This window comes from Moheibacter stercoris (assembly GCF_040545805.1).
Taxonomy (GTDB): Bacteria; Bacteroidota; Bacteroidia; order Flavobacteriales; family Weeksellaceae; genus Moheibacter; species Moheibacter stercoris.
Genome location: NZ_JBEPMO010000012.1, coordinates 1 through 12,785 on the forward strand (window position 1 = coordinate 1; position 12,785 = coordinate 12,785).

Genomic DNA, 12,785 nt, shown 5'->3' on the forward strand with positions numbered 1-12,785 from the left:
TTTTTAAGCTAGAAAAATGAAATTTTAATATCCAAGAAGCAAAAAAAAAAATATTAAGCATAAAAAAGAGACTGTCTTTTGAGACAGCCTCTTTTTTTGTGAAAATTAGTCATTATTATATCCAAAAGTAATTATGAATGAGTTATATATGTATTTTATTTAGAATTGATATAAATTATAATTAAAATCAGTAAGTCAAAAATTTCTTAAATCTGCTCTAGTAGTGGAAATGCTTTAAATTTTTCAAATATTTAATTGTATTAAGTGCTGATTTTTAGGGTTTAAAAATTGAAATCTATTGTTTAATTACCAGAAACTGTCTACCTTGTATGAACTATTAAAACATTAACATATGAGAAACAGTTTACTTTTGAGGATGGCAATTTTGTTTTGCTGTTCCTTTCTTTTTATGGTAAGTAGTATGGCTCAGATTGTGACTAATCAATCACGAGAAACCATATTTAACAATACCATTTTTATTGGCGAACCCGAATACGGTGTGAATAACATCGATGAAGGAACATTGTATAGTAATGGGCCTTTTTACAATCAACCTGGAACACCTAATAAAAGTGTGTTACAGGGTACTGATTTATTAATGACTACTTATGGATCTGGTCATGCTCAATCCTCTGGATTTCGTGTAGCAGATGATTGGGTTGTAGCCAATCCAGTATCCGTTGACAGTTTTCAATTTTATTCCTATCAAACTGGATCATCTACAACTTCCACAATCAATTTCCTTAGTTTGGCTATTTGGAATGGTGTTCCGGGAGAGTCTGGAAGTTCCATTGTTTGGGGAAGTCAAACCACAAATGCCTTTTCGTCTTCAACTTGGACGGGAGTTTATCGTGTATTGGATACTTCATTGAACGATACTTCTAGGCCAATTATGATTACAACTGTTAATACACCGGGTTTAACCTTAGAACCAGGTACGTATTGGTTGGATTGGCAAACTGGAGGCACGCTAAGCTCTGGCCCTTGGGCTCCGCCTATTGCAATTTGGGGAATGTCGACTACTGGAAATGCAAAACAGTATGATCCAGCAACTGCTTTATGGACAAACCTTGAAGATGTGGGACCACAAGGACTTCCTTTTGAAGTAAATGGAGTGGAAATTTTGGATGGATGTACAAATAATCCTAATGGACAATGGCCTACAGGTACTTTTACACCCGCTTGTGCAGGAACTGAACAAACAATTACAACTGCTGGATATACAGGTGAGATTTCGGTTGTAAATGTAACGGAAGGAAACCAATATAATTTTAGAGTGAATAATCCGGCTCATTTTATAACCATTACGAATAGTGATAATGTGATTTTAGCTGCTGGTACAGGAACCGTAAACTGGACGGCCACAATGACTGGAACGATTAAGTTTTTCCATCATTTAAGCTCAGCTTGTGATTTTTCAACAAATAGTGTGACTAGATACGTAACCTGTACTCCAGCACCTCCAACTCCGTGTACGATGGACACCATTACTTCGTATCCATTTACAGAAACATTTGAACAATCAAGTCCATCTAGACAATGTTGGACAAATGAGCATGTTTCTGGCACAAGTGATTGGACGTATGCAGCAGGAGCAGCAGGTGGGGCTATCACTACAGCTTATGGTGGATCTGGTTTGAATGCTCGTTTTCAACAAGCCAATTCGAATCAAGACATCACTAAATTGGTTTCACCTAAATTTGTTTTTTCAAATTTTGAAAATGCTAGTCTTAGCTTCTATTATGGTAACCAAGAATGGATAGGTGATCAAAATGAATTAAGAGTATATTATAAAACTTCAGCAGCTGGAGCGTGGACTTTGATTCCAGGAGCTGAATTTACAACCAACGTTAACGCTTGGACTTTGGCTACATTTGATTTACCAGAATCAGATTTAGCAGATGAATACTTCATTGCATTTGAAGGTTTAAACGAATGGGGATATGGAGTAGTGGTAGACAATGTTGTCATTGATGCAGATGAAATACTTAACCCAGGATGTTTGACAACGCCAAATGGTTCTTGGGGATCGTTAACTCCAGCTTGTACAGGAGCTCCAGAATTGATAACTTCAATTGCGTATACGGGCGAATACTCTAGTGTAACCGTTACTGCAGGAACAGAATACATCTTCTCAAGTTCAGTTAATACAGACTTTATTACAATTGCAAACAATGCGGGAACCGTAGCCTATGCTGCTGGGGTAACTCCAGTAACTTGGACAGCGACTTCAAATGAAACTATCCGATTCATTATGCACAACAATTCAGATTGTGATTATGGAAATGTTTCAAGATCTAAATTTGTTCAATGTGGAGAACCATTTGTATTTGATGATCCAGACTATGACTGCTTCCAAGGAGACGGAGATATTTCTGCACTTGAAAATGGATATGGAATCTTGGCGACAGATATTTTCCGTGTAGCAGATGATTTCACGGTTGATCCAGGAACTGAATTTACGTTGCGTCAAATAACCATGAGTTTCTTGTCATTGACTGGAGTAACTTCAGCAACAGTGAGAATTCATGAAGATGCATCTGGCTTCCCTGGTACTGAGATTGAAAATGTAACTTTAACACCAACGACAAATGTTGAGTATGGAGAAGCATTCGGATTCACAGCACATCGTGTTGAATTTGCCCTAGCAACTCCAATTACCTTAGGAGAAGGAACCTATTGGTTAAATGTTACGACACCGAACGCAACCTATTGGGTTGTTACAACTTCTGGAACAAGTGGGTCTGTAGTGGCATTGAGTAATACTTCGGGAGCAACTTGGGTACTTGATGTAGAAAATTATCGTTCTGTATTCTATGTAGAAGGAGATTGTACAACTGTTGAGCCAGAGGAACCTTGTTTGGATACACCAAACGGATCTTGGGGTTCATTGACACCAGCGTGTACAGGTTCGCCAGAATTGGTAACTTCTGCTGCTTGGACTGGAGAATACTCTTCTATTACTGTTACGGCAGGTACAGAATATATCTTCTCAAGTTCAGTTAATACTGACTTTATCACAATTGCAAACAATGCGGGAACCGTAGCCTATGCTGCTGGGGTAACTCCAGTAACTTGGACAGCGACTTCAAATGAAACTATCCGATTCATCATGCATTACAACTCAGATTGTGACTATGGAAATGTTTCAAGATCGAAATTTGTTAAGTGTGGAGAACCATTTGTATTTGATGATCCAGACTATGATTGCTTCCAAGGAGATGGAGAAATTAGTGCGCTTGAGAATGGATATGGAATTTTAGAATCAGATATTTTCCGTGTAGCAGATGATTTCACGGTTGATCCAGGAACTGAATTTACGTTGCGTCAAATAACCATGAGTTTCTTGTCATTGACTGGAGTAACTTCAGCAACAGTGAGAATTCATGAAGATGCATCTGGCTTCCCTGGTACTGAGATTGAAAATGTAACTTTAACACCAACGACAAATGTTGAGTATGGAGAAGCATTCGGATTCACAGCACATCGTGTTGAATTTGCCCTAGCAACTCCAATAACTTTAGGAGAAGGAACTTATTGGTTAAATGTTACAACACCGAACGCAACCTATTGGGTTACGACAACTTCTGGAACAAGTGGGTCTGTTGTAGCTTTGAGTAATACATCTGGAGCATCTTGGGTACTTGATGTAGACAATTATCGTTCTGTATTCTATGTTGAAGGAGATTGTAATGATGTAGCTACAGAGGAACCATGTTTAGACACGCCAAATGGTTCATGGGGATCTTTGACTCCAGCTTGTACAGGAGCTCCAGAATTGATAACTTCAATTGCGTATACGGGCGAATACTCTAGTGTAACCGTTACTGCAGGAACAGAATACATCTTCTCAAGTTCAGTTAATACAGACTTTATTACAATTGCAAACAGTTCAGGAACAGTTGCGTATGCTGCTGGAGTTACTCCATTAACTTGGACAGCAACTTCATCTGAAACTATTCGTTTCATCATGCATAACAATTCAGATTGTGAGTATGATAGCAACTCAAGATCTAAATTTGTTCAATGTGGTGAGATTGTACCTCCGCCACCTTACGATCCATGTGCGCCTGTACATGAAGGAGTTGCAACCAACGGAGTAGGATTTGTCAACAATGGAACTGATCATTATGTTGCCGCAAATGACTTCAACGTATTGGCCAATACTCAATTCGAAGTAGAGAAATTTACGATCAACGTGGTTACATTGGACGGTGAGCCAACAACATTTGATATTTCTTTCTATGAAGGAGAAACAGGTGTAGGAGCACAATTTGGAGAAACTTTAACAAGTTTGACTCCATCTAGCATCACTCCAAATGGAACCTTTGCAGGAATTTATCCAGTGTACAGTGTAGAATTTACGTTGCCAAACACAGTGATTTTCCCAGCAACAACAACTTCAGATAAGAAATATTGGATTGCAATATCTGGAATGCCATCTGTGTCTGGTCAGTCAGTTTATTGGGTATCTTCTGATTATGTACAAACCGATACCTTGCCAACATGGCAATCTGCAAACGGTGGTGCAACTTGGGCACTCTTTACATCTTCAACAGGTATGAATGTAGAAGGAGATTTATTCATCGATGGTGAATGTGCAACATTAGGCTTGTCAGATATGTCAGGAGCGAAATTTGCTTACTATCCAAATCCGGTGAACGATGTATTGAACATTACAACTTACAAAGGAATTGAGAAAGTAGAAGTATTCAACCTAGCAGGTCAATCTGTAATGGTAAACGGAAAAGTAACAAACGGTCAAGTAAATGTTTCGGCATTGACGGCAGGTACTTATGTATTCCGAGTGACATTAGAAGGAGGTCAAGTAGAAACCTTTAAAGTCATTAAAAAAGGGAGTTAAGCTCCTAGACTTTCATAAATAGTAATAGCCCCGAGAAATCGGGGCTTTTTAATTTTCCTTAAATCCTAAGTCATTTAAACATATATATAATTGTCTAATATATTTATATGCAATTTTATTTTTTTAAATATTTAAATCTTTTTTTTAGTTATAAACATTTTCTAACTTTCGTACCGAAGTGATGATTATAATGTGTGTAGTCACGCCAAAATTATTAACCTAATTTAATTTTTTATGAAAAAACATTTATTTTCTATGTTGCTCATACCAATTCTCGGTTTTGGGCAAATTTTGGAAGAACATTTTGAGTCAGGCATACCTGCTACTTGGACTGTTCAACAGACCAATGCGAATGAAACCTGGGGAATTCAACCTGGAGGCACAGGATTTACTGGTAATGTAGCCGCTGTTGATTATGACGCTGCACTTGGTTTACAAAATGAGTTGTTGATTACCCCAACACTAAATCTTACAACTAGTGAAAATACGAGACTGAGATTTAAGATGGGAATGAGTTATTATTGGGGTGTTGACCCTGAGGATAATTATGATTTTATCGTAAAGATTTCACCAGACAATGGAACTACTTGGACAGACATCTGGGACGAAAGTGAATTAGGTGTTTTCACCAATTGGGCTGCAAATGCAGTTACGATAGATATTTCTGATTATGATGGTGAAGCAAACGTGAAAATTGCTTTCGCATATGTTGGTTCTGACGGAGCCGCTGTATATTTAGATGACGTGATCGTTGATTCTGATGATGGTTCAGTTGAATATTGTGGTCCTCTTGCATTTACTAGTACTGTAGAGCCTATTTCCAAAGTTATTGTGTCAAATATCTCACAAGAGAGTTCTGCTGTTGTGGGCGGAACAACACCAGCACATGAATTTTTCTTAGATGTTGTAGGAGAAATGATTCCTGGTGAAACCTATCCAATTGCTTTAGAAGGTAATACTAATGGAAATTTCACCAATCGTTTCGTTGTTTTCATTGACTGGAATCAAAATGGAATTTTAGATGATGCAGGTGAGGTATATGAGATTGGAACCATTGTCAATTCAAATGGAACGGATGGACAACAAGCTACTGGAAATATTGTAGTTCCAGAAGATGCAGTACCTGGTAATACTCGTATGAGAGTAAAGAAAATATTTGGAACAACCAATTTCTTAAATCCATGTTTAGGTGCTGGCTTTGGCCAAGCTGAAGACTACACCATCAACGTGGAAGGAGATGAAGAGCCGGTGGAAGGATGTTTAGATACGCCAAATGGATCTTGGGGATCGTTGACTCCAGCATGTTCAGGGGCTCCTGAATTGGTAACTTCAGCAGGTTGGACAGGTGAATATTCAAATATTACAGTATCAGCTGGAACAGAATATATTTTCTCTAGCTCAATTACAACCGATTTCATTACGATAGCAAATCCAGATGGTACAATTGCTTACGCTGCAGGTACAGGTTCTGTAACTTGGACGGCTGTCAATTCAGAAACTGTACGATTCATTTTACATAATAACGCAGATTGTGAGTTTGAAAATGTATCAAGATCTAGATTTGTTCAATGTGGAGAAATCTTACCTCCTCCAGTAAATGATGATTGCGAAGACGCAATTGCAGTATCATGTGGTGACACAGTAACAGGTGCAACAACGTTTGCAACCAATTCAGGTGGAAATGCTGCAGGTGATGTATTCTATAAATTTACAGGAACAGGAAGCGCTCAAATGGTTACATTGTCATTATGTAATTCTACTTATGATACAGCAATCCGCGTATTTACGGATTGTGGTTTAGGAACTGAAGTTGCTTACAACGATGATTCATGTGGAGTTCAGTCAGAAGTTAACTTTATGTCAGACGGTACTTCAACTTACTACATTATGGTAGAAGGATGGAGCTCATCTACTGGAAATTATGAATTAAATATTACTTGTTCAGATCCTCCAGTATATGATCCATGTGCACCAGTACATGAAGGAGTGGCTACCAATGGAGTAGGTTTTGTCAACAATGGAACTGACAATTATATGGCAGCCAATGATTTCAATGTATTGATGAATACACAATTTGAAGTAGAGAAATTCACGATCAACGTTGTAACCTTAGGAGGAGAACCAACAACCTTTGATTTGAAATTCTTTGAAGGTGAAACAGGTGTTGAAACTCAATTTGGAGAAACTCTTACAGGTATAACTCCAACTTCAATTATTGAAAATGGAACATTTGGTTCAACGGGTTATCCGGTATATGCAGTGGATATCACTTTACCAACTTCAATCACTTTCCCTGCAACAGTAACAGATGATAAAAAATATTGGGTAGGTATTTCAGGTATGCCAACTGCTGCTGGAAATCCAGTGTATTGGGTATCTTCAGATTATGTGTACACCACTACTTTACCAACTTGGCAATCGGCTGATGGAGGTTCAACTTGGGCAGTTTTTGTAGCTCAGTCTGGAGCAAATGTTGAAGGAGATCTAATTATCGACGGAGAATGTGCTACATTAGGATTGAATGATCTTTCAGGCGCGAAATTCTCTTATTATCCAAACCCAGTGAACGATGTATTGAACATCACGACAGCGAAAGGAATTGAGAAAGTAGAAGTATTCAACTTGGCAGGTCAGTCAGTAATGGCAAACGGAAAAGTAATGAACGGTCAAGTTAATGTTTCGGCATTGACTTCTGGTACTTACGTATTCCGCGTATCATTGGAAGGAGGCCAAGTGGAAACTTTTAAAGTGATTAAAAAGTAAGGATTAAATCCTATAATTTTTAGAAATACCAAGCCCCGAGAAATCGGGGCTTTTTTTTTAGGTATAAAAAAAGACTTCAAAATGAATTGAAGTCTTTCTTGTTTACTATCGTTTATAATTAGATCGAAAGTGAAGAACCGATTTCCAATAAAATCAATTCCTTTCCTTTGGATTGAAAAGCTTCTTTTGCTTTTTCATGGTCAATTTTGATAGGAGGGAAGGTGTCATAGTGATATCCCAAGACTTTGTTGCACTGAACAAAATCTGAAGCGAAAATTGCATCCTCAATACCCATCGTGAAATGATCACCAATTGGTAAAATGGCCAATTCCAATTTCCCGATTGTTTCTGGAATCAATTTCATTTCTTGGGTCAAGGCTGTATCACCCGCAATGTAGAATTTCTTGTCACAACATTCGATTACATATCCATTGGGATTTCCTCCATAGGTGTCATCGGCAAACGAACTAGTATGAAACGCAATCGTAGATTTTACCTTAATTCCATCAACTTCAATTTTTCCACCAGTGTTCATTCCAATGGTTTTCAAACCTTTTGCATCGTAGTAATAGGACATTTCCGCATTGCAAATGATGGTTGCGCCGGTGTGTTCTGCAATCGATTCTACATCCAACACATGGTCTTGATGCGCATGCGTCAAGAGAATATAGTCTGCTTTTAATTCGTCCAATTGAATGTTGGAAGCCAGTGGATTGGCACTGATAAATGGATCAACCACTAAGTATTTTCCATTTGCTTCAATATGTAAACTTGCGTGTCCTAAATAGGTTATGTTCATGATTTTATTTTTAAAAGTTGATACTAATGCCTAAAATTAAGGAAAATGCTAAGGTTAACAAAGCCACCTTTTTCAATTCCGAATCCAATTTTCGAGGTTCTTTTGTGTGGAGAATAGTTTGGATCAATTTAATAATCGGGATGATAAGCACCCAGAAACTTAAGTAATACCAGTTGAATTCTTTCAAATTCAAAATATATAAGGTGTTTAAAACGAATGGAATAAGCAATAAGAAAATCTGATATTTTTTGGCGTTTTCAAATCCCATGCGAAGAGGTAGTGTATTTTTCCCCGTCAATCCATCGGTTTCGATATCGCGCATATTGTTCAAATTTAAAACGGCTGAACTCAAAGCGCCAATGGCAATGGCTGGTAGAAAAATTAGAGGGTCAATTTCGGCATGTTGGTACAAGGTGTAACTTCCCCAAACCGATACAATTCCGAAGAAAATAAAGACAAATAAATCACCCAAACCGGCATATCCGTAAGCATTTTTCCCAACTGTATACCGAATCGCTGCCCAAACACAAGCAATAGTTAAAAATAGAAACAGTAAGATCCATTTTAGGTTTTCGATTCCAAAGGAATAGACCACTAAAGCAATGGCTGTAACTGCCGAAAGGACGCTAAACAAAATGACTGCATTTTTCATTTGATCGGCAGTGATTTCACCCGAAGCTACCGCTCTTTTTTCGCCAACTCGTACGGCATCTGTTCCTTTGACTCCGTCTCCATAGTCATTGGCATAATTGGACAAAACTTGCAGAAACAAAGTCGTCAAAAAAGCCAATCCGAAAATAATCCAATCCCAATGACCTTGACTTAAGGCAATCAAAGACCCCAAAATAATTCCACTAATTGACAAAGGCAAAGTACGCAATCGAGCTGCTGCAATCCATTTTTTCATATGTCGCAAAGATACTTTAATTAGAAAATAGAAAATAGACAGTCATTAAACAAATTTCTAATACGTATCAAGTAGCAGGTATCAAGTATTAAGACTTTTATTTCGTTAACCATATAATGACTTTCGTTTTGAAAGAAAGTTCGATTGTTTCCCTAAATTCAAGCCTTACATCTGAAATCTAACATCCTCTGCGAAACTTTGCGATTTCTTTGCGTTTCTCTGCGGTAAAGTTGAATACGTATCAGGTAGTAGGTGTCAAGTATCAAGACTTTTATTTCGTTAACCATAGAATGACTTTCGTTTTGAAAGAAAGTTCGATTGTTTCCCTAAATTCAAGCCTTACATCTGAAATCTAACATCCTCTGCGAAACTTTGTGATTTCTTTGCGTTTCTCTGCGGTAAAGTTGAATACGTATCAGGTAGTAGGTATCAAGTATGAAGTATTAAGACTTTTATTTCGTTAACCTTAAAAAGACTTGCACTTTGAAAGCAAGTTAGATTGTTTCCCTAAAATCAAACTTCTAAGATCAAAAATCTGAAATCTCAAATCGTAAATCTGAATTCGTAAATCTGAAATCTAAAATTATTCCAACGTGACTTTCCGAACTTGACGGAAGCAAATCGCAATAATGATCACAGTCAAAATCGTCATGGATCCTCCAAATAAAATGGCGGGAACCAATCCTAAAAAGGTTGCGGCCAATCCGCTTTCAAGAGCACCCAATTCGTTGGAAGAACTGACAAAAACACTATTCACAGACGACACCCGACCTTTTAAATGTTCGGGTGTTTTGTATTGTAAAATGCTTTGACGAATGATCATGGAAACCGCATCAAAAGCTCCGGCCAGCATCAAGATGAAAAAAGACAAATAGACATTTCGCGATAGGCCAAACACAATGATGCACACCCCAAACAAACCAACGCTGTACAAGAGTTTCGGACCGACTTTGGATTTTAAAAGTGGGAGTGAGGACAAGAAAAACAACATGATCAACGATCCAATTCCATGTGCAGAGCGTAACCATCCGAATTCTACGGGACCTGCTTTTAATAATTTTTCGGTTACGGCAGGAAGAAGAGATTCGGCTCCGCCAAAAAAGACTGCAAACATATCTAGACTCAAAACCGCGAGAATAATGGGCGTTGCCAGGATGAATTTAAATCCTTCTTTGATGCGTTGAAGGGGTGTTTCGTCGGACTGATCTTCTTCGATCGCGGGTTTTGGTGCGATGCGTAAAATCATAATCATCGATACACACATAAACACAAAAGCGGTTGCTAGTGCGGTTTCGATTCCAAATCCCGCAATGAGTAAACCACCTGCCAAAGGTCCCAAAACGGATCCAATCATAAATGCAGAGGAACTCAAGGGAATTGCTTTTTCGTAGTTTTCTTTTCGTACGACCACTGCTAATAAGGAAAAAACGGCTGGTCCACTAAAGGCGCGTGTAATACCTAGTATGAAAAAGGCAAAATAGGAGGCGACGAGGTAACTTGTAATTCCGATTTGCTCACGTATGCTTGGAAAATTGACAATCAATAAGACGAAAGAGGACAGCATAAAACTAGCGATGCAGCGTATGATGACCTTTCGTTTGTCGAGTTTATCGACCAATTGTCCGGCGTAAAATGCGGTGAATAAGATGGGGGCGAATTCAAATAGCCCGATGAGTCCCAAGAATAATTCTTTTTTGGTGAGTCGGAAGATTTCAAAGGCAACGGATGTACTCTGGATGAACAAGGCAAAGATCAACGAAAAGCGTAGAAAGATAAAAGAAATGAATTCTTTGTTTTTCCAAACCGACGGGATATTCTCTTGCTGGCTCATGGGAGTTGTTGAAATTAAGAAGCGAATGTACCTATTTCGAAGGATATCTTAGTTCCATTTTTTAATCAAATCATTTATTCCATCTTGGATTCCCTCGTAAAATTTTTCTTCTTTGAATTTAGGTATGATGATGGAATCAATGGTTTCTTTTAAAATTTCATCCGTCAATATTTTTTGTGTTCCTTTCCCCGATGAAATTCGAATCTGTCTATCTTCTGTACGCATGACAATGAGAAGTCCATTATCTTTTTCAGCTAAACCAATTCCCCAATAATTCCCTAAATCGGTCGTGTAATGCATAATATCGGTATAAGGATCGATATTGTCAATAGTTAAAATGGCAATTTGATTGGTTGTTTCATTGGAATAATTTTTCAATTGATTTTCTAAAATTTCTCTTTCTTCTGGAGTGAATACGAAAGAATAATCATTGACAAATCCGACTTGTTTCGGTAGAATTTGTTCAGCATTGGCAATCGAATAAACAATTTGAATTGCATTTGTGGGAGTTGAATTGGAGCACCCGACTAAGCAAAAAATTAAGATAATTTGGAACGAAATAATTAGTACAAAACGCATCATAGTCAAAGTAAAGGGAAATTTGGGAGAATAATGAAAGTTTCTTTTGAAGGGGAATCAATAATGAATGGCACTTCGACTCCGCTCAGTGACCATTCATTTTTAGTAAGCGACTTCACTTCGACTTCGGTGCCTGAGTGGGGGTAGGTTTTTAGGTTTCCCTAAATTCCTAAAATTGATTCAATAATGCAAGAAATTTTCTTTTTGAAAGTTGATTAATCGTTTAAAATGATTATTTGTATTGTAGATTAGTTTTTTATTATCAATTTTTCAAATTCTATTTAGATATCCATTCTCTAAACTCTAAACCATAAGTATCCTCTAAAATTTTTGTATCATAAAATTTAATATGCGGATGAACTTTATGGACGCTAGATATAACTTCATTTTTGAAAAGCTCTTTACATCTCAATCCAAAAGCAATACTTCGGATGCTTTCTGGATTTAAGTAATGTCTGCCAGATGTTTCTTTTAATAGGCGCAATTCATACTCATTTTCCCATAATTTAAGTTTCTTATAAAATATTTCAAGAAAATCTAAAGGTTTGGTAGCAGGTGCGAAATCGACATAAGTAAAACGTTCAACGTAATCTATTGGTCTAATATCATTAAAAAAGACTTCATCATATTGCATGTTATACTGAATACACACACCTTCATGATTAGAAGAATACATCGCCCAAGTCATTATATTTATTGGAGATAGTGTAAAACAAGCTATACCATATTTTGCTATGAAATGTGGAGCCATTTTTTTTAAAAGTTCCAATAAATCTTTGGGTTTATTTTCAAATTTTCTTTGAATGAAAGATTTAGATTCATTATCTGCTTCTAAAAAAAGTAAATAAAATAATTTTTGAAGTTCATTTTCATCTTCCGAAAATTTTAGCATCTTATAATTTGCATCATAAGGATCGTTTAATTGTTCATTATTAGGAAAATAAATATAGCTTTCAGTTATCTCAGAGATTAATCGATCTAAATTATTAGAACGATATCTAAATAAATACGGTGGTCCAGCTTTTCCTATTTCCATCACCAT

At 37.2% G+C, this 12,785-nt stretch carries 7 protein-coding genes; 2 read left to right on the forward strand and 5 right to left on the reverse strand.

Annotation, left to right across the window (positions count from 1 at the left end; all coding sequences use genetic code 11):
* Positions 1–352 precede the first annotated feature (352 nt).
* On the forward strand, positions 353–4,864 hold the full coding sequence (locus tag ABID46_RS09755; RefSeq protein ID WP_354509549.1) for a T9SS type A sorting domain-containing protein: 4,512 nt from the start codon (positions 353–355) through the stop codon (positions 4,862–4,864).
* Positions 4,865–5,098: 234 nt separating this feature from the next.
* Positions 5,099–7,627, forward strand: coding sequence for a GEVED domain-containing protein (locus tag ABID46_RS09760; protein ID WP_354509551.1), 2,529 nt, complete (start codon positions 5,099–5,101; stop codon positions 7,625–7,627).
* A 118-nt stretch (positions 7,628–7,745) separates the two neighbouring features.
* Here ABID46_RS09760 and ABID46_RS09765 read toward each other — a convergent pair whose 3' ends face one another.
* The 5 genes from ABID46_RS09765 to ABID46_RS09785 all read right to left on the reverse strand — a co-directional run bounded on the left by ABID46_RS09765 (position 7,746) and on the right by ABID46_RS09785 (position 12,779).
* A complete protein-coding gene (locus ABID46_RS09765; RefSeq protein ID WP_354509553.1) occupies positions 7,746–8,426 on the reverse strand; it encodes a metal-dependent hydrolase in 681 nt (226 codons plus the stop codon).
* Positions 8,427–8,436: 10 nt separating this feature from the next.
* Complete coding sequence (gene menA, locus ABID46_RS09770; RefSeq protein WP_354509555.1) at positions 8,437–9,333, reverse strand: 1,4-dihydroxy-2-naphthoate octaprenyltransferase; 897 nt, start codon at positions 9,331–9,333, stop codon at positions 8,437–8,439.
* A 583-nt stretch (positions 9,334–9,916) separates the two neighbouring features.
* Positions 9,917–11,164 (reverse strand): MFS transporter, encoded by a 1,248-nt coding sequence (locus tag ABID46_RS09775; RefSeq protein WP_354509557.1) that lies wholly within the window; start codon positions 11,162–11,164, stop codon positions 9,917–9,919.
* 48 nt (positions 11,165–11,212) lie between these two features.
* On the reverse strand, positions 11,213–11,746 hold the full coding sequence (locus ABID46_RS09780; protein WP_354509559.1) for a TPM domain-containing protein: 534 nt from the start codon (positions 11,744–11,746) through the stop codon (positions 11,213–11,215).
* 274 nt (positions 11,747–12,020) lie between these two features.
* Entirely contained in the window at positions 12,021–12,779 is a 759-nt protein-coding gene (locus tag ABID46_RS09785) for a hypothetical protein (RefSeq protein WP_354509561.1), read from the reverse strand.
* Positions 12,780–12,785 lie beyond the last annotated feature (6 nt).